Origin of the sequence: Salinispora pacifica CNR114 (genome assembly GCF_000514775.1) — a bacterium.
GTDB classification, from domain to species: Bacteria; Actinomycetota; Actinomycetes; order Mycobacteriales; family Micromonosporaceae; genus Micromonospora; species Micromonospora pacifica.
On the sequence record NZ_AZWO01000004.1, the window covers coordinates 114714 to 139867 of the forward strand.

Sequence of the window (25154 nt, forward strand, 5' to 3'; positions counted from 1 at the left end):
GTGTCACTCTCCGTCGTAGGTGATGAGGTGGCAGAGGGCTGGCAACCGCCGGTCGGCGAGCCGGGGCAACAGGTCGGGCAGGTCCGCGAACCGGGACTCCCCGGTCAGCAGGGCGTCGAAGACCGGGTCGGCGAGGAGCTCCAGTGCCAGGGTGAGCCGGTCGGCATGGCTACGCCGACTCCGCCGGGCCGGGGCGACCCGTCCCACCTGGCTGCTGCGCAGGGTGAGCCGGCCGGTGTGAAACTGCGCACCGAGCGGCAGCGCCACCTCGCGGTCGCCGTACCAGCTCAGCTCCAGCACCGTACCCTCCGGCGCCACCAGTTCGAGGCAGCGACGCAGGCCGGCGGCGGTCGCGCTGGCGTGCACCACCAGGTCCCGTCCGGCCGCCGCGGCGGCCGGCGGGGCGAACCCGACGCCGAGCGCCCCGGCGAGCGCGGCCCGCGTCGGGTCCACATCGACGAGCTGCACCCGTACGCCAGGAAACCGGGCGAGTAGGGCCGCGACGGCCGCGCCGACCATCCCGGCACCGACCACGGTGACCCGGTCGCCGACCAGGGGTGGCTCGTCCCAGAGCGCATTCACCGCCGTCTCCACCGTGCCGGCGAGCACCGCCCGGGCCGCCGGTACCTGCTCGGGCACCACCACCACGGCCCGGGCCGGGACCACGTACGCCGTCTGGTGCGGGTGCAGGCAGAAGACGGTCCGTCCGCGCAGGTCGGTCGGACCCTCTTCGACCACGCCCACGCTCAGGTAGCCATACTTGACCGGGGCCGGGAAGTCACCCTCCTGGAACGGGGCGCGCATCGCCGCATGCTGTCCGCTCGGGACACCACCGGTGAACACCAGCGTCTCGGTGCCGCGGCTCACGCCGGAGTAGCGGGTCCGGACGAGCACCTCGTCGGCGTTCGGGGTGGGCAGCAGCACCGGGCGGATCTCGCCCCGCCCGGGCGTTGCCAGCCAGAAGGCGCGTGCGTGCCGGCTCACCGGTTGCTCCTCTCCGCGGCTCCGGCGAGCCGGAGCGATACGCATTCGTAGACCCTGTCAGAGTGGTCGATCATAAACAGGGAGGCATGGTGGCCACGGTTCGAAACGGTCCGCTGATTGGGCTGTCCGTCCAGATTCTCCTGCTGACTGCGGTGGCCGGGACGGTGGGGCTCGGCGCCGCTGGTTGGTTCACCGGCCTCGCGTACGGGCTGGTGCTGTGTCTGGCGCTCAGTCGCGGTCTGCACCAGGTGGCGAGGGGCCTCGGCCCGGCCGACCGGGTGACGCTGACCCGGGCGGTGCTCATCGGAGCGGTCTTCGCGCTGGTGGCCGACGAGCTCGCCGGCCGCCCGGTACCGGTCGGGCTCCTGACCGCTCTCGCCGCGGTGGCGCTGTCGCTGGACGCGGTCGATGGATACGTGGCCCGACGCACCGACACCGAGAGCGCATTCGGCGCCCGGTTCGACATGGAGATAGACAGCGTCCTGGTGGCCGTGCTCAGTCTGCACGTGGCACCCGTGGTGGGGCCCTGGGTGCTCATCCTCGGCGCGATGCGGTACGTGTTCCTCGTCGCCGGATGGGCCCTGCCCTGGCTGCGCGGGCCGCTGCCGCCGCGCTACTGGCGAAAGGTCGTCGCGGCGGCTCTCGGCGTGGTGTTGCTGGTGGTGACGTCCCGACTGCTGCCGAGCACGGTCGGCGGGCTGCTCGCCCTGGCGGTGTTGGTGCTGCAACTGGAGTCGTTTGGCCGGGACGTGGCCTGGCGGTGGCGGTACCGAGCCAGCACGCCGCCGGCCCCACTGGTGACGGCACCCACCGAGGCAGCGGGGCCGCGATGGCGTGCATGGTGGCGACGGGTACCCGCCACGCTGGCGGTGCTGCTGGTGTTGGCCGCCCTCACCGTGCCGCGGCAGCCCAGTCAGCTGGTACCGGCCGCGCTACTGCGGATCCCGCTGGAAGGTCTCGCGTTGGCGGCTGTCCTGCTCGCCGTACCCGCCTGGGTACGGCGGCCGATGGCCGCACTGACGGGGACGCTGCTCGGGCTGCTGGTGGTGGTCACGGCTGCCGACCTGGGCTTCCACAGCAGCCTCGACCGGCCGGTCGACCTGGCCCTGGACTGGCGCCTCCTCGACGAGGCGTTCACCTTCGTCAGCGCGTCGGTTGGCCGAACCGCCGCGATCGCCGCGTCCGTCGGCGCCGGCCTACTGGTGGCGGCGCTGCTGACGGCCACCACCTGGGCGGTCCTGCGGCTGAGTCGGCTGCTGACCGGGCATCCGGACAGCGCGCGGCGGGTACTCGCGGGCCTGGTGGCGCTCTGGCTGGTGGCCGCCGCCACCGGGGTACGGATCGTCCCGGCGCTTCCGGTGGCTGACGCGACCACAACGGACCTGGTCCGGGCGCACGCCGCGCAGGTGCAGGCACGCCTTCAGGACAGCGCGAGCTTCGCCGACCGGGTGAACATCGACCCGTACCGCCTGGTCCCCGACGATCAGCTGCTGACCGCGCTGGAGGGCAAGGATGTCCTGGTAGCCTTCGTGGAGAGCTATGGGCGGGACGTGGTGCAGGAGCCGGAGTTCGCCGCCGTCGAGGCGGTACTCGAAGAGGGCCAGCGGGAGCTCTCCGCCGCGGGCTTCGGTACCCGTAGCGCCTTCCTCACCTCGCCCACCGCCGGAGGGGGTAGCTGGCTGGCCCACGCGACGCTGCTCTCCGGGCTCTGGATCGACAACAACCAGCGGCACCGGACGCTGCTGGCCAGCGATCGGACCCCCCTCGGTGCGGCGTTTCAGCGGGCCGGCTGGCGGACGGTGGGGGTGATGCCGGCGGTCAACCAGCCCTGGCCGGAGGGGGCCTTCTACGGCTACGAACGGTTCTACGACGAGTACAGCCTCGGCTACCGGGGACCCCGGTTCGGCTTCGCCCCGATGCCCGACCAATACACCCTCTCCGCCTTCCACCAGCGGGAACTGGCCGGGGCCGACCGGCGGCCGGTGATGGCCGAACTGGCCCTGGTCTCCAGCCACTCGCCCTGGACCCACCTCCCGAGGCTGGTCGGCTGGGACGCCCTCGGCGACGGTCGAGGGTTCCACGACGCCAGCGAACGCAGCTCCGCAACGCAGCCCCGTATCGGGTACCGCCGTTCCATCGAGTACGCCCTCGGCGCCCTCATCTCCTACCTGCAGCGGTACGGCGACGACGACCTGGTGCTGATCGTGGTCGGTGACCACCAGCCGGCACCAGTGATCACCGGTCCGGACGCCAGCCGGGACGTACCCGTCCACCTCGTTGCCCGCGATCCGGCCGTGTTGGCGCAGATCGCCGGATGGGGCTGGCCGGACGGGCTGCGCCCGGTGCCGGATGCCCCGGTGTGGCGGATGGACGAGTTCCGGGACCGCTTCCTGACCGCCTTCTCCCCCACCCTCGCCCCGCCGCCCCCGGTGGCCGGCCCGCCGCGCTGACCGCCAAGGCTATCGGCCCCGGCCCTTGCGCTGGTGAGATCTGAAGGCGGAGGCCAGGTTGCCCGCAGCGGTCCGCCGCCGATGAACACGGCGTCGCTGGCGCCCGGAGCCGCGTTGGAAGGACAGTCACAGGATCGTACGGAGGCCGGGCAGCCGACGGACTGTCACGGCAGTGGCGACGCTGATGACGATGCCGAGAGTGGTGACGGCGACGAAGGTGGCGATGGTGGGTAGGCCGGCGCGGGCGAACGCGAACTGCAGGGCGACGACGATCGGCAGGTGGATGAGGTAGATCGTGTAGGAGCTGGCGGCCATGGCGCGGGTGAGCCGGTTGTGGGCGGCGAAGACGTCCCGGAACAGGGTCACCAGGCCGATGCTGAGGCCGACGCACAGGAAGGTCTCGGTCAGCGCCCAGCAGGCCGAGGCCCAGGAGGCGCCGCCGGGGGCGAAGAACCAGGTGTCGGTGCGGGTCCAGAATAGTACGGCGGTGAGTGCGGCGCCGATGGCCAGCCAGACATAGCCGGTCCGGCGGGGCAGTCGGGCGAGCCAATCGCGTCGGTAGGCCATGGCACCGGCGGCGAAGAATGCCGTGTACTGGGCGAGGCGAGCTGGTTCCGCCTGGATGAACCCGAATAGCGGCACCCACTGGTCAAGCGGATACCAGATTCGGATGAGGAACACGACCGCGGCCACGGTGAGAATGCAGATGATCAGGCTACGGCTGTCGGTCATCCAGGTCAGCCGGGCCGGTCTCGGGTTGGGGCGGACGCGGCGCAGCAGCCCGCCCAGCCAGTGGAACAGCAGGTACAGGGCACTGAGGGCGAGCAGAGTCTGGATGAACCACAGGTGTCCGAACTGCAGGTCGGGCCAGATCGGGCCGGTCCAGTCGGCCGGCTGCGGGCCGAAGCCGAGGAACACGTCCAGATAGTAGCGAGGAAACGAGATCGGCGGATAGCCGCGGTATTCGCGGTAGTAGACATACATCAGTACGGGAATGATCGTGGCCGAGCCGATCAGAAACGGAATGCCGAGGCGCTTGAGTCGGCTGAGTATGAATTTCCAGCCGCCTTTGTGGTCGACGGCGCGGGGCACGAGGAACGCGGCGACGAAGAACAGCAGGCTCATTCGGAACGCCCCGCCCACTGCGGAGAGGGTGGCCAGGACGGGCAGGCGCTGGTCGCCGTTGAAGTACCACCAGTCGGCGGGGCCGTATGCCTGGGCGGCGTGGTGGATCACCACCAGGAGGATCATCGCCACCCGCAGATTGTCCAGATAGTGCAGGTACTGGGTGCGACGTGTGGGGGGTGCACTGACGACATTATTCATCCGTTCAATATACTGAACAGATGTTCAGCCATGGATCCACCGAACCCCATCTCGGGAAGTCCCCCGAGGACGGCGCCGGCGCGATGACATACCGTGCTGACATGGAAGCGTCGCCGTCGGACCTGACCGGACGGGCGCGGCTACGCGAGGCGGCCCTGCGCCTGTTCGCGCAGCGTGGCTTCGCCGCCACCTCGGCCCGCGCGGTAGCCGCTGAGGCCGGGCTGTCGCCGGCCCTGGTGATGCACCACTTCGGCTCCAAGGAAGGGCTCCGCGCCGCCGTTGATGAGCAGGTCCTGGCCCGGCTCGGCGCTGCCCTGCGGGAGCTGGAACCGGGCGGCACGGATCTGATGGCGTCACTGGGTGAGATGTCCGCGCGGATGTTCGGCGCCGACCCGACACTGCGTGGCTACCTGCGTCGGGTGCTACAGGAGGACAGCCCGGCGAGCGCGGCGCTGTTCGGCCACCTGCTGGAGGGTACGCGCACCGAGTTGGAGCGGCTGATCGCGGCCGAGGGCGGCCACACGGATGCGGATCTGCGGTGGGCACCGTTTCAGATGCTGTGCCTGATCGTGGGCCCGCTGCTGCTGGAGCCGGTCATGCAACCGAATCTGGACCAGCCCATGTTCGAAGCGCCGGCACTGGCCCGCCGCAGCGCCGCGAACCAACGCCTACTGCGACTGGGCCTGTTCGGGGCCGACCAGTCATCCGGTGCGCCGGGCGCGGCGAAGCCTGCCCGGCGACAGTGATCTCGGCGAGGCGATTCCTCCGTTGAGCACTGCTGCCACTGGCGGTTGAGCGGTGCAGCCTACGGACTGCGGCGGCATCCGACGCGAGGCCACGACGACCGCGAGGCCACGGGCCGGTCGGCCCGGCGGTCAGGCCGGATCCGGGCGGCCAAGGCGCCAGTAGCCCATGAAGGCAACCGCCCGACGATCCAATCCGCGTTCGGTGACAAGATGGCGACGAAGGGTACGGATGACGCCCGCCTCGCCCGCCAGCCAGGCGTACAGCGGGGCCGGGAGAACGGAGCTGGGCACGTCCCAGAGAAGCTCCACGTCCAGGTTGAGCTCGGTGATCGGCACCCCGACCGACGGACCGGACATCAACTCCGCCGCCGCGGCCGACACGGCCGGCACAAGCCGGGTGCCGGATGGGTGCCCGCCTCGGGCCAGCCAGTGCACCACCACCCCGGGTGGCGCCGCCACCGGCTGCGCGTCGTCGGCCTCCGGCACTTCCAGCAGCACCCGGCCACGGGCGGTGGCGGGGAGCCGCTCCAGGATGGAACAGATCGCCGGCACCGCCGTCTCATCGCCGGCGAGCAGAAGCTTCGCGGCGGCCGGTGGCCGGAACTCGACCCCGCCGTGTTCGCCGTCGAAACCCGCATCCGGACCGACAATCACGATCTGGTCTCCGGGCTGCACTCGACGCGCCCAGCGGGTCGCCGGCCCACCGTCACCGTGCAGAACGAGGTCAACATCGACCTCGGCGAGCTCGGGACGCACGGCGCGGACGGTGTACGTGCGGATCGGATTGCGCTGACGCTCCGGCAGTGCCCGCCAGCGGGCGTACCAGTCCGGACCCTCCGGCAGCCTGGCCTCCCGTTGGCCCGGCAGCGGGAAGGCCAGCTTGACGCGCTGGTCGTAGCCGTTGTCGGCGAACCGGTCCAGGTCCGGGCCGGTGAAGGTGATCCGCACAAACGACGGGCTGAGCCGACGCGCGGCGCGAACCTCGGCGGTGAACAGCCGCCAGGGCGCAACGGGCAGGGTCTGGGTCATGATGCCTTCCGGGGTCGGACGTGGGAACCGGTCCCGCGCCGCACTCGACCCAGTTAGGTTAGCCTTACCTTGACCGCTGTCAAGTGGAGATCGACACAGTCGAACGACTCGACCGCCCGACAGCTCGCCGCCACGCCCCCAAGGGCGGGGCAGGTCTTCAGCCCACACCACGACGGCGGTAGCGTGTCGCCACACCGTTGCCCGTGGGGTGGTCCCCGCCCCGGCGTGGCGCTAGCGATCGTACGGAGGATGCAGCCATGTCCCACGGCGACGAGTCGTTCGCGGTCAGCGACCACAAGGTGTCGCGGCCGGCTTTCGACGTCACCATGCGAGGCTTCGACAAACGGCAGGTGGAACGACACCTTGACCAACTCGACGGCGAGTTGCTCCAGACCGTGACCGACCGCAACCAGGCACACGCCCGAGCCGAGGCACTGACGGCCCAGGTCGCCACCCTCGAAGCGGAGGTCGCCGAGCTACGCGAGCGGCCAGCCCGGGTCGACCGTGCCGCGTTCCGCGATCTGGGACCGATAGTCGAGGAAATCCTGGTGCTGGCCGAACGGCAGGCCGCCATGATCGGCGATGCGGCCGGGCAGCAGGCCGCCGAGCTCACGGCGGAGGCGGAGCGGACGCTCACTGAGGCCCAGGAACACGCGGCCAGAACCATGCGCGACTTCGAGGAGGAGTTGGCTACCCGGCGTACCGACCAGGAGCAGGCGGACGAGGAGCGGCGGGCCGCCGCCCAAGCCGAGTTGGCCGAGATCCGCGCCGCCGCTGACCAACTGCGGGAGGCGGGCGAGGCCGCCCACGAGCGGGCCCGGCAGGAGGCGATCCAGGTCGACGAGCAGAGCGCCCAGCGGATCGAGCAGGCCCGGGCCGAGGCCGAAGCATTCCTCAGCTCCGCCCGTACCCAGATCCAGCAGGAGGTGCAGGCGGCCCGGACCCGAACCCAGGAGGAGTTGGCGCGCTGGCAATCCACTGTAGAACGAGAGTTGACCGACCGGCGTACCGCCGTCGAGCAGGAGATAACCGAACAGCGGGCCACGGCCGAGGGGGAGCTCGCGGCCCAACGTACCGCCGCCGAGCAGGAGATCGCCGCGCTCATCGCCGAGGCGCAGGAGTACGCCGCGAAGGTGCGCCAGCGAATCGACGAGCAGGCCGCCAGCCACCAGCAGCAGCTCGCCGCGGTGCAGCAGGACATCCGAGACCGCCGGGAGGGGCTCGGCCGGCTCCAGTCCGAGCTGGAGGCCGGCCAGCAGCAGCTCGCTCAGGTCCGCCAGGACGGCAACGCCATCGACCAGGAGGTGGCCAAGCAGCAGCAACGACTCGGCACCGCCCGCCGGGAGCTTGCCGACGAGCTGCACCGGCTGGAGGAGGCCCGGCGCGCGGCCGACTACGCCGACCAACACGCCAAGGAGGTCAGGTCGCGAGTCAAGCGCGAGGCGAAGCGGGTGGCCGACCTGGCCGCGGCAGCGGTCATGGCAGCCGCCACCGGCGGTGCCGCGACCGCGGAGTACCCGCAGGTGGTCGCCCGCAACGCCCCCGCCGGTGGCGATGCTCCCGCACCCGGCCAGAGTCATTCGGCCAGCGGCCAGCCGTCACCGCAACCGGACGAGGACGCCTGCGGCGACAACGGGCACAACGGAGAGGCGTCGGAGCTGCCTGGCGCCGCCCCGGCGCACCCTGACGAGCCGACCTTCCCTGGCGAGACGGTCCCGGTCGCCGGCTGACCGCCACCGCTACGCCGGAGCCGGGCCGGCTCGACCGCTACCGCTCAGTCCGAATCGGACAGCTCGACGTAGTCGGCGGCGGTGAGTGGCCCCGGCGACAGCGAGCCGTCTGCCCGAGGAACGCCCAGCGGCGCGCCGTCGCGTAGGAAGGACACCGAGTCAACCTCTGGGCGGGCGGTGAGGGTGCAGACGATCTGGCCGAAGGCGAAGACCTCGTCGCTCCGGCCGGCGCCCTCCGCCACCGACGGCACGTCCACTTCGGCCCGCGTCTCGGTGAGGCGGATGCCGGCCACCGTGACCGCGCCGAAGAGCGCAGTGGCCAACCCCTCGGCCCGCTCGGCCTCGTTCGGCCCAGCCAGCAGATGCTCCAGGTGCTGGTCCACCGTGGGCAGGACATCGAGGCGACGGCGGACCAGGACAAGGCGGTCGTCGCGGACGAAGTAGAGCGCTTCGGTGAACCGCCCGGCCGGGTCGGAGACCGCCGTACTCGGGGTCGGGAACGGCCCGTACGGCGCCTCTACCGCCCGCGGCTGGTCGTCGGTGGGCACGCCGCAACCTGCCAGCAGCACGAGCAGCATGGCCACCGCCAGGTGGGCCTTCACTCCAGGCTCCCCGGCAATTCCACCCGAAACCGCGCCCCGCCCCCGGGCCGGTCGGCGACCATGGCGTGCCCGCCGTGCGCGGTGGCGTGCTGCGCGACGATCGCCAAGCCGAGCCCGGTGCCGTCAGTACCCCCACGGGCGCGGGCGGCGCGGCTGCGAACAAAGCGGTCAAAGATGACACCCCGATCGGCCACCGGTACGCCCGGACCGGCGTCGTCCACCTCGATGATGCCAGTGGCGCCGATGGCTGACAGCCGGACCGCGACCGGGCCCCCGCCGTAGCGGACCGCGTTCTCGAGCAGGTTGACCAGCAGTTGCTCGGTGCGCCGCCGGTCCACCCGCCACTCCGTGGGCATACCGGGATCGGGGCGCACCAGGCTTTCCGGCAGTTCCCGGCTCTGGCACACCTCACCGGCGAGCGCGGCGATGTCCACCGACTCCCGCTGGGCGGGCTGGTCGGTACGGGCCAGCTCCAGGAGATCGTTGACCAGTTGCTGGAACCGGCCGATCTCGTCGGCCACCAGCCCCGCCGCGGTCGCGGTCCGTTCGTCGTGGTGTCCCCGCCGACGGGTCAACACGCTCGCGGCGGCGTAGAGGGTCTGCAAAGGTGAGCGCAGCTCGTGACTCACGTCGGCGGCGAAGCGTCGGTCCCGTTCGATCCGTCGGGCCAGCTGGTCAACCATGTCGTTGAAGGAGGTCGACAGGCGGGTCAGATCCGGGTCCGTGGCCGGCGCCAGCCGGGTCGTGAAGTCGCCGGCGGAGATCCGCTCGGCGGCGTCCGCGACGGCGGTCAGCGGGCGCAGACTGTGCCGGGTGGCGTACCAGCCGAAGGCGGCGCCGGCGCCGGCCACCATGATCGCCACGGCGGTCAACGCCAACGCGAGAACCTGGAAGGTCTCCTCCAACTCCCGCAGGGAGGTCAGTTCGTAGTAGCTGGCGCCGTCGGGCAGTGGTACCCCAACCAGCAGGGTCGGCTGCCCGGCCAACTGGACCCGCTGCACCCCGGGCTGTCCGGCCCGGACCTGCCTCTGCAAGGCCGCCGGCACGCTCGTCGCCGCCGTCTCGGCGGTACGCCCGTACCAGGAGCCGTCGAGGTGGAGCAGGGGCCGCCGGGAGCTGCCGGTGTCCAACGAACGGAGCACTTCGACGACGTCGGGTTCGTCGGTGTTCAACCCGATGCGTACGACGGCCGCGTCGAAGTAGGCGGCCCGCACGGCCGTGCGTTCCCGCTCGTCGAGCAGGCTGCGCCGGGTCAGGTCATAGGAGATCAACGCCATCGAGGAGGCCAGCAACGCGGCGCCGACGGCGAACCCGGCCGTCACTCGCGCGCGGAGCCCGAGATGTCTCATCGCTGCAGCTTGTAGCCGAGGCCACGGAGCGTGACCAGGTGTCGCGGGTTACCCGGTTCCGCCTCGATCTTCTGGCGCAGGCGCCCGACGTGCACGTCCACCAGGCGCTCGTCGCCGCTGTCGTACCCCCACACCCGCTGCAACAACTGCTGCCGAGACAACACCCGGCCGGCGTGCTCGGCCAGCTCGCAGAGAAGTCGGAACTCGGTGCGGGTCAACGCCACCGGCGCTCCGGCACGACGTACCTCCCCCGCCTCCGGGCTGATTTCCAGGTCCCCGATGACCTGCACCGCGACCGGGGTAGCCACCGCCCGGGCCCGCCGTCGCAGCGCCCGCAGCCGAGCGGACAGCTCCTTGATGGCGACCGGTTTGACCACGTAGTCGTCGGCACCGGCCTCCAGCGCGGCGACGATATCGTGGGTGTCGTCCCGGGCGCTGACAACCACGATCGGGACGTCGTCGTCGCGGCGCAGCTGACGGATACCCTCAAATCCATCAATACCGGGCAGCATCAGGTCGAACAACACGTTATCGGCCGGGTCGGACCGCTGCATCCGCAGCCCCTCCTCGGCGGTCGCCGCCCCCCGCGCGGTGTAGCCCTCCTCTTCCAGGGCGAGCAGCAGTGCCAACCGGATCCGGTCGTCGTCCTCGATCACCAGTACCGCGGTCATTACGGCATCATCCCCGGCGCGCCGGCGACCGCCCACCCCGGGGCAGCCGCCACATTTTTTGTCATGTGACTGTCATCCAACCGCACCGACCGCTACACGACCCACTTAGAGGGTGGGAGGCGTGTCAGGCCGCCCGTCGCGCCAACGCCGGCCCCATCCCGCTGAGAGGAGGCAGCAGTGACCGGCAACGCCCTCATCCACGCTCTCGTCGTCGGCGTTTTCGTCGGCCTACTCGGGCGGTTCGTTCTCCCGGGCCGCGACGCTGCCCCGGTGTGGCTGGCCGTCGCCGTGGGTCTCGGTGCCGCCCTGCTCGGCACCATCACCGCCCGAGTCGCTGGCGTCGATGTCGCTGCTCCCTCCGGGCTGCGGCTGGCCGTGCAGGCCGGCTTCGCCGGCGCCGCGGTTACCCTCGCGGTCGTAACAGCGAGGCGTACGCCGGGACCAACGAGGCGGTCCATCCACCGGTGGCGTACCGCCGCTGACCCCTCGGCGCCGACGGACCGGGAAGGGAACCAACCATGACGGTCGTGCCAGACGACAACATGATGACCCTGATCTGCGATGGTTGCGGGGAGACCGCCGCCAGCACGGCCGTCGTGCTACCCGACGATGAGGTGGTCTGGACGCTCGTGTCCGAGCATGGCTGGAGCGGGTCTCCGTTCGCCACCGGTCCACACCGGTGTGCCGGGTGCACCCCACCCCCACTCCCGCCCGGCCGAGCCGCCCCCGCCCAGGCGCTCGGGGTTGCCGACCACGATGAGGTTGTCGACGCCACCACGACGACGGACCCGTTACGGACCGCGCTGAGCAAGGCCACCGAGCACGGGGGACGCGTGGTCGTCGACCTCTCCGCCGTCGAGCAGATCGACTCCGTCGGCCTCGGCCTACTCGTCCGGGCCCGGCAGGAGGCTCGCCAGCGCGGCGCGGAGCTGTGCCTCCACGCGCCCTCCCGGTTCGTGTTGACCGTGCTACACACGATGCGCCTGGACACCGCCTTCCCCGTCGTGACCGACCAACCAAACCCAACGAACGAGCCCAAGGTGCTGGTGTGAACAGCGGACGGGCGGGTCGCGACCCGCGGCCGGCCGCACCCTGCTGCCAGCTCCAGCGATGAGGACTGCCCCATGGTCATGCCCTGGCCCTCGCCCGACGACGACCCGTTCCACCCGGCCTGGGACCCGCCGGCGCACCACGACGAGGACACTCGGCTCGCCGAGATAGCCGCCCAGCGGCTCCGAACTGATTGGACGACGCGTCGCCAGCAGATCACCGTAACCGCGCAGAACCGGGTGATCATCCTGGCCGGCACCATCGCCGACCTCGAAACCCGGCAGGTCGCGGGCGAACTTGCGTGGGATATCCCGGGCGTGGCTGACGTGTGCAACACCCTGCGAGTAGCGCAGCATGGACGCCGCCAGCGCTGACCGTGATCAGCGCACCACTGAATGTGGATGCTCGGCTGGCTGATCGGGCCACTGTGGGGCGGGCTCAGCGGCACGCGGACCACCCGGGCCAAGATCGCCGCTAGACCCTACTGACCTGCAGTTTTGTCGGATCTCAGCATCTTTTGGGCGACAGTTCCGCCGGGTGATATGACTGATCTATCGGCAATCAATGACGCTCGTCGTCATCCCCTCCTCGCGCAGCGCCGGTCCGAGGGTGCCCCTGAGATCGGCTCGGCGAGTGACCACTTGAGGAGCTGCGGTGCGGAAAAGGCTGATCTGGCGAAATCGACGGCCCTTCGAGAACGCCGTCGTCTTCACCTCGCCCATGTGCGGCACGATGATGCTCGTCCTGGGGGCGCCGCCCGCGTTGGGCGTCGCCATACCCGAGCCGATCCGCATCGGCTGGCAGCTGGGGCTGGTCGTCGCCGGCCTGATCGGCATCGCCGGGCTGTTGTGGCCAGGCCGGTACGCCACCGGGCTCGGGCTGGAACTGGCATCCATGCTGATGCTCGGCACCATCACCAGCATGTACGCGATCACCGTTGGGGTGGGCGGTGGCCTGGCGGCTGTCACCTCCGTCGCCTTCCTCACCGCGGTGGCGCTCGCTTCGTGGTGGCGGGGTGGGGAGCTCCTGCACGATCTACGCCGGCTGGTCGAGCCGCAACGCCCAGCCCCGGACCTGGCTGGTGAGTTCCCATGACAGCCCCACCCCCACCCCCGCCTCCCCCACCCGCGACCGACGCAGCAGCAGCCGCCCCACAGTGGCTCCAGGTCGTGCTGTCGGTACTCGGCGTCCTGGGCGGCGCCGGCGGATTCGCGACTATCGCCGCGGTGGTGGTGAAGCGGGGAAAGTTCCGCGCCGAGGCGGCTGATGTGATCACGGATACCGCCCTGACCCTGGTGCAGCCGATGCGAATCCGGATGGCCGAGTTGGAGGCCGAGGCGCAGACCATCCGGGAGCAGCTACGCGCCGCGAATGAACGAAGCCGTCGACTCCAGGCCAGCATCGCCCACCTTCGCACCATACTGGACCGCTGGTACGCACTGATCTTCGCGCCGGACGCCTCGCTCCAGTCGATCCGGTACGCCGTCCGTGAGGACCGCCGACGCATCCGGACGTCGGGCGAGGTCCGGGCCGAGCCGACCGGTGACGGGTAGGCGTCCAGACCCGACGGCGAGCCAGCGTACGACACCCGGTCACCGGGTCGCGGCGAGCTCAAGGACCTCACCCGCCACCGGCAGCGCCGCGTCCCGGTAGGCAGGAACGAGACCGAGGCGGGTTCGCCGGTCCAACAGATCGTCAACCGTACGGGCGAGTTCGTGCCGGACGGCCCAGAGTAGCTCGGCACCGGTGACCGGGATCTCCGCGCCGATCGGCCGGTGGAGATGCGCCGGCGCCTCGGCCAGGACGTTGACCGCCTCGACCCCGTAGCGGGCGACCAGCCGCCGGGGGGCCGAGACCCGTGCCAGGTGGGCAGGGCTCGCGGCACCTGGCAGCGGGAGACGGCGAGTGCGGCAGACACCGGCGGTCAGGTTCCGACAACGCACCGCGGTGTCCACCGCCTCCTCGGCCATCCGCCGATAGGTGGTGAGCTTTCCGCCGACGACGCTGATCACCCCGTCCGGGTCGTCGATGACGGCGTGCTGCCGGGAGAGGTCGGCGGTACGGTCGGCGGCCTCGGCGAGCAGCGGCCGGAGCCCGGCGTAGGCACCGAGGACGTCGCCGCGGTGCAGTGGCCGGTCGAGGACGCCGTTGAGCACGTCGAGCAGGAAGGCGATGTCGGCCTCGGTCGGCTCCGGTACGTCCGGGATGGGTCCGGCCAGCGGCTCGTCGGTCAGCCCGACGTAGACCAGGCCGTCGGGCTGGGGCAGCACGAGGACGTAGCGGGTGAACTCGCCGGGAACCGGGATGGTCAGACCGGCCCAGAGCCCATCCAGCGCCGCGGCGGGCAGCACGAGGTGGGTGCCGCGGGAGGGCCGCAGGCGCACGTGTGGCGTCAGGCTGCTCGCCCAGACCCCGGTGGCGTTGATCACGGCGCGGGCAGCGATGTGCAGCGTCTCCCCGGTGCGGGTGTCCTCGACGGTGGCGCCGTCGCCGTGCAGGGCGACCACCCGGGCACGGGGCAGGATGCGGGCGGAGCGCGCCGCCGCCGCACGGGCCAGACCGACCACGAGCCGGGCGTCGTCGCAGAGCTGGCCGTCCCAGGACAACCGGGCGCCGCGGAGGCCGACCCGGCGCAGCCCCGGCGCCATCGCGCCCGCCTCGGCCGGGCCGAGCCGTCGGGTTCCCGGCAGGGTCCGGCGGGTGGTTCCCGCGCTGACGCGCAGCAGGTCGCCAACGCGGAGCCCAACCGTCGCGGCCCGGTCCCGCCAGCCGACGGTGTAGTCGGTGGTGGGCAGCAACATCGGCAGTGCCCGGATCAGGTGCGGGGCGGTGCGGGTCATCAGGACGTGACGTTCGACCGCGCTCTCGTACGCGATGCGAACCTGACCGTGGGCGAGGTAGCGCAGTCCACCATGGACCAACTTGGAACTCCAGCGGGACGTGCCGTGGGCCAGGTCCTCGGCCTCCACGGCGGCCACGGAGAGGCCGCGGCTGGCCGCGTCCAACGCCACGCCCGCGCCGGTGACGCCGAGCCCGACGACGAGAAGGTCAACGCCGGCGCCACCGGCCAGCTCGGCGAGTTCCCGGTCCCGGCGTGGTCCGGTCAGCGTGGCGTCCACGCGCACACCCCCTTGCGGAAAAGTGACACTGAATGTCACTGTGTCACACATGAATGAAGCTGGGGAAGACACCGACCGATGGACCCGCTGGGGGGCGGCCTCGGGAGCACAGCCCCTACCGGAATCCGCGTCGGAGCTCCTGGCGCAGCTACTGGAGCTGACCCCCGCGCCCCCAGCCGTGCCCCTACCCGACGTCGCGATGCCCGCGGCCGAACCCGGCGGAGCGGTCCTGGCCGCACTCCGGGAGGCCGTCGGCACCGAGCACGTGCTGACCTCCCGGCCAGTCCGGGCCCGCCACGCAACCGGTCTATCCACACCCGACCTACTACGACGGCGTCGGGGCCGGCTCCACCACGCCCCACAGGCGGTGGTCCGCCCGGCCGACCATGCCGAGGTCCTCGCCCTACTCGATCTCTGCTCCCAGCACCGGGTGGCCGTGGTCCCCTTCGGTGGTGGCACCTCGGTCGTCGGCGGCCTGACCCCGACCGCGCCGGCACACATCACCATCGACCTGAGCCGACTGAACGAGGTCCTCGCCGTTGACGCCGTCTCCCGTACCGCGACCCTCCAGGCGGGACTCCCCGCCCCCCGCGCCGCGGAGTTGCTCGCCGAGCACGGACTCACCCTCGGCCACGTTCCCCAGTCCTACGAATACGCCACCATCGGTGGCTTCGCCGCCACCCGCTCCTGCGGGCAGGCGTCAACCGGGTACGGCCGCTTCGACGACCTGGTGACCGCACTGACCGTCGCCACCCCCCGCGGCACCATCAGGGTGGGACGCGCCCCCGCCTCCGCCGCCGGCCCCGACCTGCGACAGCTCTTCCTGGGCAGCGAAGGAACGCTGGGCGTCATCACCGACGTAACCGTACGGGTGCGACCGATCCCGGCGCAGACCCACTACGAGGGCTGGCGGTTCGACTCCTTCCCCGCCGGGCTGCACGCCGTACGGAGGCTGGCGCAGGAGGGGCCGCAGGCCACGGTACTGCGGCTCTCCGACGAGGTCGAAACCCTGGTCGGGGCGAGCGGTCAGGGCCAATCCGACGGGGGTTGCCTACTGGTCGTCGGGTACGAGGGCGAGCAGGTTAACGCCACCGCCGAGATGGCCGCCGCGGTGCTGGCGGCGCAGGACGGCCAACCGCTGGGCGCCGAGCCGGGACGGCAGTGGCAGCGGCACCGCTTCGACGCTCCGTACCTGCGCGACGCACTGCTGGACGCGGGGGCGTTCGCGGAGACCGTGGAGACCGCGGCGTACTGGTCTCGGCTGCCCGAGGTGCACGAGCGGGTCCGGGCGGCGATCCTGGACGCGCTGCCGGAGGGCACACTGGTGCTGGCGCACGTCTCCCACGTCTACGAAACCGGCGCATCGCTGTACTTCACCGTGATCTGCTCTCCCGGCTCCGATCCGATCGACCGGTGGCGCACCGCGAAGGCGGCCGCCAGCGACGCGATCGCCCGCGCCGGGGGCACCATCACCCACCATCACGGAGTCGGCACCGATCACCGCGACTGGTACGCGGCCGAGATCGGGGAGCTCGCCGTTGACCTGCTCCGCACAGTCAAGCGGCAGTTGGATCCGGCCGGCATCCTCAACCCCGGCATCCTGGTGCCATAGCCGGTCCCCGGCGCGGTGCTGGGCCACACCGAGCCGGCTAGGCGCGGGGTGGGCACGCCACCCGGGCAGGCCAGCCGAGGAACCGGTCGAACAGGTCGGCGGCGCTGCCCGTGACGCTCGGGTTGAGCCGGTGCAGGTCGTCGATCGCGTCGTGCAGCCAGCCAGCCAGGTAGAGAAACAGGCTCACCGGCACTTCTCGATACTCATCCAGGAGGGCAAGCTTCGCCGCGCCGCAGGGCCATGGCTGCCCGCATCGGCGGCACAGCCAGAGTGGACGCAGCGGCAGGTGCTCCGACGGCATCTTTGGGCCGACCGCAACAGGCGGCACGTCATGCCTGCTCATCGACGCTCGCTGTCCCGCGCCTGACGCTCAAACACGATCCGCCATACGTGCGTCGGCAGTGGCGGATCAGCTGAGAACGGCCGCGTCGATGCCGGGATCGGCGCTATGCGGTCTGCTGTCAGCTGGCCGGTCGCAGCGTACCGAGACACATACGTCGTCATCGCCGACATCCGGACGACGCGGGTGCGCGGTGGGCTTGCCGGCATGCTGGCAAGCCCACCGCCGTCGGCCGGCGGCTGGGAGCAGACCGCCGGTCACCCACCCACGCAGCCCTGCTGGCGGTACGCGAATGGGGAATCACCCGTGCGGTCGACGGAGTGCCCGGCACTAGCCCTGGCCGGTGGTTTGGGTCGCATTCCGACCTGTCACCGATCGACACGTCCATCTGGATCTCCCTGCCGTTAGGTTGCCGCTGGCCCACCGGCGCACCGCTTGGATCGGTTGCGTCGGCACAACCAGGCTGGCCCAGTCGGCGCACGGCCGGAATGTCTCGGCGATGCACCCGCAGTGCACCTACCGTCACCCCATGTGCGGCTAGCATCAGCTCCACCGATGACTGTCCGTTCCGGAAGGACGTGCGATGACGACGGTGACGACCTGGACCGGCCGGGACGCCAACGCGCTGCGACATGCGTTACGGATGAGCATGACCGGGTTCGCCGAGCACCTCGGCGTGGCGCGGCGGACTGTGGCCAAGTGGAGCAGCCAGGGCGACAAGGTGCTTCCCCGCGCCGACATGCAGGCCGCGTTGGACACCGTGCTGTCCCGAGCCACACCTGAGGCACGGGCGCGCTTCGAGGCCCTGCGTACGGTGGGCACCAGCGGTACAGCTGCAGGTGCCGCACGGCCGGATGCCGGCGGGCATGCGGATACTGGCGATGGCGGAGAGCGCGACTCGGATTCGGGGGGTGACGTGCGACGGAGAGCCCTCCTACGCGGAGCAGCGATCGGCGTCGCTGCCACGCCCAACGTCGCTCCGTTGCTCGACGCGTTCTTCTCGCCCGTTCCCGCAGCGGATGCGGCTCTCACCTTTCCGCAGTTCTCCCGATCCGTCGCCGCCGCCAAGGTCGACTATCAGGCCTGCCGGTACGGGCGGGTACTCAACGGACTCGCGACGCTATTGCCCTGCCTCGAAGCGGTGCGGTCAGGCGCGACGGGTGAACAACGGCAACGGGTCGAGGTCCTGGCCGCTGACCTGTACCACGTCGTCGGCAGCGTCCTGCTGAAAGTGGGCGACCGCGGGCCGGCCCTGGTAGCAGCCGAACGGAGCACCCGCGCCGCGGCCCTGAGCCAGGACCCGGTGGCGATTGCCGCGAGCGCCCGGATCATGACCCATGCGCTGATGAGCAACGGCCACGACGACCAGGCGGTCACCCTCGCCGCGAAAGCGGCCGACTCACTCGACCGAGACACCCGCCTCGTGTCGACCGACGCGGTGGCCGTCTACGGTGCCCTCGTCCTACGAGGGGCCATCGCCGCCGCCCGCCGAGACGACCGGGACACCGCCCACGCGATGCTCGATGGAGCAACGCGCGCCGCGGCCCGCCTCGGCTACGACGGCAACGATCGGTGGACCGGCTTCGGCGTCGTCAACGTCCTGCTGCACCAGGTCAACATCGCCCTGGCCCTCGGCGATGCCGGCACCGCCATCGCGGTCGCCCGCACCGTTGCGCTGGGCAAGGTGACGCTGGTAGAACGCCGGGCATCTCTGTACGTGGACGTGGCACGCGCCTACACCCAGTGGGGCCGCTACGAACACGGCCTCAGCGCGCTGCGCAACGCGTACGAGGTGGCACCCGAGGAGATCCGCTGCCGGCCGTACGTCCACCGCATCGCCAGCGACCTCGCCATCCTAGCCACCGGCTCCACCCGCACCGCCGCTGTCGACTTCGCCCAGAGTGCCGGGATCCCACTGTGACCGGTGGTCACCTCCAGATCGTCGTCTGTGGCGCCGGTCCGGCCACCAACGCGGCCCAGCTGGTCAAGGCCGCACAGGGCCGATCCTGGACAGCGACGGTCACCGCCACACCGAGCGCGATGAACTTCATCGAACCGCAGCCACTGGAAAGCCTCACCGGCCATCCGGTCCGGTCGACCTACCAATCGTCACCCGGCACCCGCCGGTCGCTTCCCGCCACCGACGCCCTGGTCATCGCCCCCGCAACCTACAACTCGATCAACAAGATCGCCCTCGGGCTAGCGGACAACTACGCCATGACCTCAGTCGCCGAGCTGATCGGCAGGCAGGTACCGACCGTCATCGTCCCGTTCGTCAACGCCGCACTCGCCGCGCGGACGCCGTTCCAGCACGCCGTGGCCAGCCTCCGCGACGAGGGGGTACACGTCCTACTCGGCCCCGACGACCAGTGGGAACCGCACCCGCCCGGCAACGGCAACGAGCGGCAGAAGGCCTTCCCCTGGACAACTGCGTTCACGACAGCGGTCCGGCTCGCCCACGAACCTCGACCGCCTGCTACCGGCCGCCTCTGACCGTGCAGGACATCAGCTGGGAGTTCTAGTCAGGCCGCAGGTAGCCGTCCACCAACCGGGCCAGTTCCCGGTCCAGGCTGGCGGCGGGAAGACCGTCGGCGACGATCCGAGCGGAGAGCACGAAGGACTGCGTGGTCAGCAGGACAACCCGGGCCATGGTCTCGGCCTCGTCGGGCCGGACCGAGCCGTCGGCCCGGCCGTGGGCAACGGCGTCCACCAGGAACCGCAGCATCTCCTCCTGGCCCGCGCCGCGCCGGTCGAGGAGGTACGGGATCAGCACCTCCGGATCGACATCGCGGATCTTGCACAGCAGTGGGTGCTCCCGCATCACCCGTGCTCCCGCCACCACCCGCTCGACCAGGCGGGATCGGGCGTTTCCGGTGCCCTCGTCGGTCGTCGTGGCCAGCAGCACCCGCTGCCACTCCCGGGTCATCAGATCGCCGATCAGCGACTGCGCGTCCGGCCAGCGTCGGTAGACGGTCATCCGGGAGACCCCGGCGCGACGCGCCACGTCGGTCACGGTCGTGCGACGTACGCCGTAGGCGAGGACGCAGTCACGGGCGGCATCCAGAACCGCGTCCTCGATGCCACGCTCACCAGTCCTACTCCGCTCCACCACGCCGAATGTCTACCATCCCCCGCTGCTACGGATTCCGGCCAACCGACCCCTCCGACCGGGCTCCGGTGCGGGTCACCAGAAGGCCGAAGGCCGCGGCGGTGAAGAACATGACGATGCCGTAGACCGCAGCGGGGATGGCCATCCGGGTGTTGTCGAGCAACGCTGGGCTGAGCGCGACGGTGATCGCCAGGGTGCTGTTGTGGATGCCGATCTCGAATCCGGACGCGGTCGCCGCGCCGCGATCAACCCCGGCCAGTCGGGGCACCCCGTATCCGACTGCGAGGCTGAGCACGTTGAACGCCAACACCACCAGGCCGACCGAGACGAAGTAGTCGGCGAGGTTCTCCCGTTCGTTCAGCACCGCGCCGACGACCACCGCGACGAGCACCACGACCGACAGGGCCCGGACCGGCCGATCCAGGCGTACGGCGGCGTGGGGCGCCCGGGCCCGGATCAGCATGCCGATCGCGACCGGGATGAGCACGATGGCGAAGACCTGCAGCACCTTGTCGAACTGCAGACCCAGGCTCCCGCTGTCGGCGAGGAAGTAGGCCGCCGAGAGGTTGACCACGATCGGCAGGGTGACCACGGCCAGCACCGAGTTGATGGCGGTGAGGGTGATGTTGAGGGCGACGTGTCCGCCGAACAGGTGGCTGAAGAGGTTGGCCGTGGTGCCCCCGGGGGACGCGGCCAGCAGCATCATCCCGAGGGCAAGCTCCGGGGCCAGGTCGAAGGCGAGCACCAGCCCGAAGCAGAGCGCCGGCAGCACCAGCACCTGGCACACCAGGGCGATGAGGGCGGCTTTCGGATAGCGGGCCACCCGGCGGAAGTCCGCCACGGTCAGCCCGAGGCCCAGGCCGAGCATGATGATGCCGAGCGCGATGGGCAATCCGATCAGGGTCAATGCCGAGTCCATGGCAGCACATGGTCAACCCTCGCGTTCGCTGCCGCAATCCCCCGGGTGGACCGCGCTGCCCGGCCTGGGCCAGCGTCAGTCCCTGGCCACGAGATCCCCGCAGCTCGTCTCATCCGGCAGCAACGGTCGCAGCTGCACCATCCAGCTCTTGCCGTCCGAGGTCCACCGCGCCGCCGCGGTGGTCTCCGCCGCCGCCGCGAGCAGCATCTGCAGCTCAGCTCCGGTTACGGTCACACAGCCCGGCCCGGTGTCGGCACCGAGGGGCTCGCCGGGCAACGTTGGCCCGGGCCAGGCCACCTCGGGCTGGCCGAGGCCCTCCGCCTCGACGAACGGTACCGCGACGCCCGCGACCACGGTCGGCACGTAGGGCTTCGCGCTGTCAGCCTCGGTCGGCGCCAGCAGACCCGAATCGCTGGTGAGTGACGCGACGAACGCCCGCAGCCGCGTCCGGGCCGCCCGCTGGTCGGCGGTCAGCCCGTACGCGCCGTCGCCCGCCTCGGTGAGAGCCGGGACGTCGATCTGCTCGGTGCCGTTCGCGCCGCGTACCGTGAATCGGGCTGTCTGGGCGTCGGCGATCGTCGGGGTGCCGAAGTCCACCGCGCCGTCCACGCCGGCGGCCCGCGCCGACTCCAGCAGCGTCGAGACGTCCTCGGGGGCGATCGGGTGAACCTGGAGGTTGGGCAGCGCGGGCCCCGGGTAGATCAGGGTCGTGGGCCCCTCACTGATCACCCGTCCGTCACCGTAGACGCTGAGGGACGGGATGCGGCTGGCCAGCACGGACGGCATCCCGAACCCACCGATGGAGGTCATCTGGAACACCACCTCGTCAGCGGGATGCGACGCCTCCGGCTGGCCGGGATCGTCCGCGTCGGCCGCCTCACCCTGCGAGCCGCAGGCGGTGACGAGCAGGAGCAGCGACACGGCGGGCGCCGTCCAACGGAGTCGACTATTGGTCATGTCAGATCGGACGTGGCCGGGCGCCGGAAGGTTCCGTGGGGCGGCGATCCCTCGCCGCCCCACGGAAACCCGGTCAGGTTCGACCGACCACGTCCCGCCGGAACACCAGGCGAGCCACCTGGGCGGTCACCGCGGCAAGCATGGTCAGTACCAGGACCGCGACCACACTGACCTCCTCCAACGGGTGTTCGCCGACATGCGCGAAGGGGGACAGCCGCACGGCGCTGGCGGGAATCTCGAGGATCGGGGCGAAGTACCCGACGATCAGCCCGTAGCCGAGCACCACCCAGATCAGCGGCAGCACCCGCGGCGCCACCGCATAGAGCACCGCGGCGGCGGCGAGGAGAAGCCAGACCGCCGGAGTGTGCGCCACGTGGCCGAGTAGCAAACCACCGAAGGACCCGGCATCGCCGGTGCTCACCGCGGCTCCGACGCCCATACCGGCGCCGGCGACCAGCAGCAGCCACGGTACGCCGACCGCCGTCACCACGAGGTGGCTGCCGATCCAGGCCGACCGGCTGACAGCCGTCGCGAGGACCGACTCGGCCCGCCCTTCGCTCTCTTCGGAGCGCAGAGTCTGCATGGCGAGCACCGCGTAGACCCCGACGGCGAGGGCCATGGTGAGCCCCATGGTGCCGAGGTAGCCGTCCAGCAGGTTCTCCGCACCGCCCATGATGGCGACCATGTCCTCCGGTGCGTCGGTGAATCCGTCGAGCAGTGGCTGGGTGAACGAGCCGTAGGCGAGACCGGCGGCGAGCAGTCCCACGCTCCACCCGATCAGGCTGGCCCGGTGGAGCCGGAACGCGAGCGCGAGCGGCCCGTCCAGCCAGGCCGCCGCCCGGGCCGGCCCCGGGCGGGGCGGCACGAGCCCGGCACCGAAGTCCCGGCGGGCGGAGAGCGCGTAGCCGGCGGCCACGGCGGTCAGCGCGAAGGCCAGCGAGATCACCAGTGGCCACCAGCGGTCGTGCACGTACGGCGCGGTCTGCTGGGACCAGCCGACCGGTGACAGCCAGGACAGCCACGACGCGCCGCTGCCCTGCGCCGCCGCCATGTCACCCAGCCCGCGCAGCACGAACGCCACTCCGAGTAGGGCACCGGCGGTGCCGGAGGCGGCCCGCGGATACTCCGACAGCTGGACGGTGACCGCCGCGACTCCGGCGAATACCAGCGCCACAGCACCGACCGAAGCACCGAACAGCAACGACCCCCCGAGGCCGTACCCCCGGCTGGCCATCAGGCCACCGATCAGGATGGCGACGACCGCGGCCATCGTGGCGGCGAGCGCCAGCACGGCGGTGAGCTGGGCGTGCCGGCCGACCACGCTGGCCCGGATCAGCTCGGCCCGGCCGGAACGTTCCTCGGCGCGGGTGTGCCGCACGACGGTCAGCAGCCCCATCAGGCCAGCGCCGATGGCCACGTAAAGGCCGTACTGCCCGGCGAGGAAGCGCTCGATGGTCAGGTCGTCGAAGCCGAATCCCGGGCCGCCGAAGAGCGCACCGGCCGGGCTGCCGGAGAAGGCGGTCAGCCCCTCCAGATCCGCCGGGCTCTCGACGAAGGTCTCCAGCGCGGTCGCGAAGTACCCCATCAGCAACGCCAGGCCGAGGGTCCACGCCGGGAAGCGGATCCGGTCCCGGCGCAGCATGAACCGCAGCAGCGTGCCGGTCCCGGTGACCCGGCCGCCACCCTGGCCGGGCGCCGCGAGCACCGGACGGCGCACCAACACGGTGGCCATCACGCCACCGCCCCGTGGCGGGTCGACTCATCGCCGTAGTGCCGAAGCAGCAGCTGTTCCAGGGTCGGCGGCCGGACGGTCAGCCCGCGTACGCCGAGGTCGCCCAGGTGCCGGACGACGACGGCGAGGTGCTCGCCGTCGACCTCGAAGCGGACGTGGCCGTCGATGTCCTGCAGCCCGTGTACGCCGGCCAGGGTGGCGAGCTGAGCCGCCGAACTGTCGACGATCGCGTCCACGGAGGTCCGGGTCAGGTGACGCAGGTCGGTCAGGGAGCCGGTCTCGACGATCCGTCCCTGCCGAATGATCGAGATCTGGTCGGCCAGCACCTCGACCTGGGCGAGGATGTGGCTGGAGAGCAGAACGGTCCGGCCGGCCGCGCAGGCCTCCCGGATGCACTCCTGAAACACCGCCTCCATCAGTGGGTCCAGCCCGGCGGTCGGCTCGTCGAGCAGCAGCAGGTCCACGTCGCTGGCCAGCGCCGCGATCAGGGCGACCTTCTGTCGGTTGCCCTTCGAGTAGGTCCGCCCCTTCTTGCGCGGATCAAGGTCGAAGCGTTGGCACAGCTCGTCGCGGCGAACCGGGTCGGTCCCGCCGCGCAGGCGGGCGAAGAGGTCGATCGCCTCGCCGCCGGTCAGGTTGGGCCACAGCTCCACGTCGCCGGGGACGTAGGCGAGCCGCCGGTGCAGTCGCACCGCGTCGGCCCACGGATCACCGCCGAGTAGCTGGACCCGGCCGCGGTCGGCGCGGAGCAGCCCCAGCAGGATCCGGATCGTGGTGGACTTGCCGGCACCGTTGGGGCCGAGGAAGCCGTGCACGGTACCGGTCTCGACCCGCAGGTCGAGACCGTCCAGTGCCTTGATGCGGCCAAAGCGCTTGTCGATGTGTTGAATATCGATTGCCGTGGTCATGGTCGTAGACCTCGTTCGAGGGAGGACCCCGGGCGGGTTGGAGCCCCGGGGTTGGTCCGATGTCGTCGGTCACGCGGAGCGCACCGAGAGTCGGTGAGCCGCCGCGGAGAAGATTCACGCCGGGGGGCGTGACAGCCGGTACGCAGTGCCTGCTGCGTCGCTCACCGCCGGCGGGTCCGGGACGTACATCAGATAGTCATCCAGCATTGAGCGATCGACGTGCAGCCCCTGGGTGAACCGTTCGAGGGCCGGCGCCGTGATCCCGGCGGCACCGCCGCGCGGACCCGATGCGATCCCGGCGGCACCGCGGCGCAGACCCGATGCGATGGGGGCACCGCGGCGCGGACCCGTGGTGACGAAGCCACCAATCTGGGTCTCGACAATGCCGCCGTCGGATGCCACCCCGATAGATTAAACAGTCGTTCAATGCGGGGGCAAGCGCATACCGGGCCGAGGCGTACGGTCCAGCCCCGGCGACCCGTGAGAGTCCCGCCCGCCGTCGGACGCCCTAGGGTGGGCAG

Annotated in this window: 26 protein-coding genes; 11 read left to right on the forward strand and 15 right to left on the reverse strand. The window is 71.2% G+C overall.

The features are described 5' to 3' along the window. Window positions 1-3: 3 nt before the first annotated feature. On the reverse strand, window positions 4-984 hold the full coding sequence (locus B118_RS0102705) for a zinc-dependent alcohol dehydrogenase (RefSeq protein ID WP_026270524.1): 981 nt from the start codon (window positions 982-984) through the stop codon (window positions 4-6). 86 nt (window positions 985-1070) lie between these two features. Between B118_RS0102705 and B118_RS0102710 the strand changes: the two genes are divergently transcribed. Next, a complete protein-coding gene (locus tag B118_RS0102710; RefSeq protein ID WP_028192338.1) occupies window positions 1071-3434 on the forward strand; it encodes a CDP-alcohol phosphatidyltransferase family protein in 2364 nt (787 codons plus the stop codon). A 126-nt stretch (window positions 3435-3560) separates the two neighbouring features. Here B118_RS0102710 and B118_RS0102715 read toward each other — a convergent pair whose 3' ends face one another. Then, window positions 3561-4760, reverse strand: a complete 1200-nt coding sequence (locus B118_RS0102715) for an acyltransferase family protein (RefSeq protein WP_018810554.1) — start codon at window positions 4758-4760, stop codon at window positions 3561-3563. Window positions 4761-4861: 101 nt separating this feature from the next. Between B118_RS0102715 and B118_RS0102720 the strand changes: the two genes are divergently transcribed. After that, on the forward strand, window positions 4862-5506 hold the full coding sequence (locus tag B118_RS0102720; RefSeq protein ID WP_026185133.1) for a TetR/AcrR family transcriptional regulator: 645 nt from the start codon (window positions 4862-4864) through the stop codon (window positions 5504-5506). A gap of 129 nt (window positions 5507-5635) precedes the next feature. Here the strand turns inward: B118_RS0102720 and B118_RS0102725 are convergent, their stop codons facing one another. Beyond that, window positions 5636-6535, reverse strand: a complete 900-nt coding sequence (locus B118_RS0102725) for a siderophore-interacting protein (protein WP_018219443.1) — start codon at window positions 6533-6535, stop codon at window positions 5636-5638. Window positions 6536-6792: 257 nt separating this feature from the next. Here B118_RS0102725 and B118_RS0102730 point away from each other — a divergent pair, with 257 nt between their 5' ends. After that, complete coding sequence (locus B118_RS0102730; protein ID WP_028192339.1) at window positions 6793-8265, forward strand: coiled-coil domain-containing protein; 1473 nt, start codon at window positions 6793-6795, stop codon at window positions 8263-8265. 44 nt (window positions 8266-8309) lie between these two features. Here the strand turns inward: B118_RS0102730 and B118_RS0102735 are convergent, their stop codons facing one another. The 3 genes from B118_RS0102735 to B118_RS0102745 are packed head-to-tail and all read right to left on the reverse strand — an operon-like array spanning window position 8310 to window position 10887. Then, window positions 8310-8867, reverse strand: a complete 558-nt coding sequence (locus B118_RS0102735; protein WP_018219441.1) for a GerMN domain-containing protein — start codon at window positions 8865-8867, stop codon at window positions 8310-8312. Then, window positions 8864-10216 (reverse strand): sensor histidine kinase, encoded by a 1353-nt coding sequence (locus tag B118_RS0102740; protein ID WP_026185132.1) that lies wholly within the window; start codon window positions 10214-10216, stop codon window positions 8864-8866. The genes B118_RS0102735 and B118_RS0102740 overlap by 4 nt, the downstream gene beginning before the upstream one ends. After that, window positions 10213-10887, reverse strand: a complete 675-nt coding sequence (locus B118_RS0102745) for a response regulator transcription factor (protein WP_018219439.1) — start codon at window positions 10885-10887, stop codon at window positions 10213-10215. The genes B118_RS0102740 and B118_RS0102745 overlap by 4 nt, the downstream gene beginning before the upstream one ends. A 177-nt stretch (window positions 10888-11064) precedes the next feature. Between B118_RS0102745 and B118_RS0102750 the strand changes: the two genes are divergently transcribed. The 5 genes from B118_RS0102750 to B118_RS0102775 all read left to right on the forward strand — a co-directional run bounded on the left by B118_RS0102750 (window position 11065) and on the right by B118_RS0102775 (window position 13490). Then, window positions 11065-11409, forward strand: a complete 345-nt coding sequence (locus B118_RS0102750) for a hypothetical protein (protein WP_018810550.1) — start codon at window positions 11065-11067, stop codon at window positions 11407-11409. Further along, window positions 11406-11939 carry an STAS domain-containing protein gene (locus B118_RS0102755; RefSeq protein ID WP_028192340.1) on the forward strand — a complete coding sequence of 178 codons (534 nt, stop codon included), beginning with the start codon at window positions 11406-11408 and terminating at the stop codon, window positions 11937-11939. The genes B118_RS0102750 and B118_RS0102755 overlap by 4 nt, the downstream gene beginning before the upstream one ends. Before the next feature lie 72 nt (window positions 11940-12011). Beyond that, on the forward strand, window positions 12012-12311 hold the full coding sequence (locus B118_RS0102760) for a BON domain-containing protein (protein ID WP_018810548.1): 300 nt from the start codon (window positions 12012-12014) through the stop codon (window positions 12309-12311). 280 nt (window positions 12312-12591) lie between these two features. Then, complete coding sequence (locus tag B118_RS0102770; RefSeq protein ID WP_018219435.1) at window positions 12592-13032, forward strand: hypothetical protein; 441 nt, start codon at window positions 12592-12594, stop codon at window positions 13030-13032. Window positions 13033-13106: 74 nt separating this feature from the next. Then, window positions 13107-13490 carry a hypothetical protein gene (locus B118_RS0102775; RefSeq protein ID WP_018219434.1) on the forward strand — a complete coding sequence of 128 codons (384 nt, stop codon included), beginning with the start codon at window positions 13107-13109 and terminating at the stop codon, window positions 13488-13490. 39 nt (window positions 13491-13529) lie between these two features. Here the strand turns inward: B118_RS0102775 and B118_RS0102780 are convergent, their stop codons facing one another. After that, window positions 13530-15056, reverse strand: coding sequence for a glycerol-3-phosphate dehydrogenase/oxidase (locus tag B118_RS0102780; protein ID WP_018219433.1), 1527 nt, complete (start codon window positions 15054-15056; stop codon window positions 13530-13532). Between the two features lie 49 nt (window positions 15057-15105). Here B118_RS0102780 and B118_RS0102785 point away from each other — a divergent pair, with 49 nt between their 5' ends. Beyond that, a complete protein-coding gene (locus tag B118_RS0102785) occupies window positions 15106-16668 on the forward strand; it encodes an FAD-binding oxidoreductase (protein ID WP_018810545.1) in 1563 nt (520 codons plus the stop codon). A gap of 37 nt (window positions 16669-16705) precedes the next feature. On the opposite strand, the gene B118_RS0102790 is transcribed toward B118_RS0102785, so the two are convergent. Both B118_RS0102790 and amcA read right to left on the reverse strand, forming a co-directional pair. Then, the gene (locus B118_RS0102790) at window positions 16706-17011 is read right to left on the reverse strand and encodes a hypothetical protein (RefSeq protein WP_028192341.1); all 306 of its coding nucleotides are present in this window, start codon (window positions 17009-17011) and stop codon (window positions 16706-16708) included. Next, the gene (amcA, locus tag B118_RS33560) at window positions 17008-17217 is read right to left on the reverse strand and encodes a multiple cyclophane-containing RiPP AmcA (protein ID WP_337588110.1); all 210 of its coding nucleotides are present in this window, start codon (window positions 17215-17217) and stop codon (window positions 17008-17010) included. Before amcA ends, B118_RS0102790 begins: the two co-directional genes overlap by 4 nt. 374 nt (window positions 17218-17591) lie before the next feature. Between amcA and B118_RS0102795 the strand changes: the two genes are divergently transcribed. After that, window positions 17592-18929: a helix-turn-helix domain-containing protein gene (locus tag B118_RS0102795; protein ID WP_018810543.1), complete on the forward strand. Its 1338-nt coding sequence runs from the start codon at window positions 17592-17594 to the stop codon at window positions 18927-18929. Then, window positions 18926-19501, forward strand: coding sequence for a flavoprotein (locus B118_RS0102800; RefSeq protein ID WP_018810542.1), 576 nt, complete (start codon window positions 18926-18928; stop codon window positions 19499-19501). Before B118_RS0102795 ends, B118_RS0102800 begins: the two co-directional genes overlap by 4 nt. Window positions 19502-19526: 25 nt before the next feature. Here B118_RS0102800 and B118_RS0102805 read toward each other — a convergent pair whose 3' ends face one another. From B118_RS0102805 to B118_RS0102830, 6 genes are all read right to left on the reverse strand, one after another. Next, entirely contained in the window at window positions 19527-20120 is a 594-nt protein-coding gene (locus B118_RS0102805; RefSeq protein ID WP_018810541.1) for a TetR/AcrR family transcriptional regulator, read from the reverse strand. Window positions 20121-20145: 25 nt separating this feature from the next. After that, window positions 20146-21036, reverse strand: a complete 891-nt coding sequence (locus B118_RS0102810; protein ID WP_018219427.1) for a bile acid:sodium symporter family protein — start codon at window positions 21034-21036, stop codon at window positions 20146-20148. 75 nt (window positions 21037-21111) lie between these two features. After that, the gene (locus B118_RS0102815; protein WP_026270521.1) at window positions 21112-21993 is read right to left on the reverse strand and encodes a hypothetical protein; all 882 of its coding nucleotides are present in this window, start codon (window positions 21991-21993) and stop codon (window positions 21112-21114) included. A 73-nt stretch (window positions 21994-22066) separates the two neighbouring features. After that, the gene (locus B118_RS0102820; RefSeq protein ID WP_018219425.1) at window positions 22067-23725 is read right to left on the reverse strand and encodes an ABC transporter permease; all 1659 of its coding nucleotides are present in this window, start codon (window positions 23723-23725) and stop codon (window positions 22067-22069) included. After that, the gene (locus tag B118_RS0102825; protein WP_018810538.1) at window positions 23725-24633 is read right to left on the reverse strand and encodes an ABC transporter ATP-binding protein; all 909 of its coding nucleotides are present in this window, start codon (window positions 24631-24633) and stop codon (window positions 23725-23727) included. Before B118_RS0102825 ends, B118_RS0102820 begins: the two co-directional genes overlap by 1 nt. Window positions 24634-24747: 114 nt before the next feature. Beyond that, complete coding sequence (locus B118_RS0102830; protein WP_028187900.1) at window positions 24748-25035, reverse strand: hypothetical protein; 288 nt, start codon at window positions 25033-25035, stop codon at window positions 24748-24750. Window positions 25036-25154 lie beyond the last annotated feature (119 nt).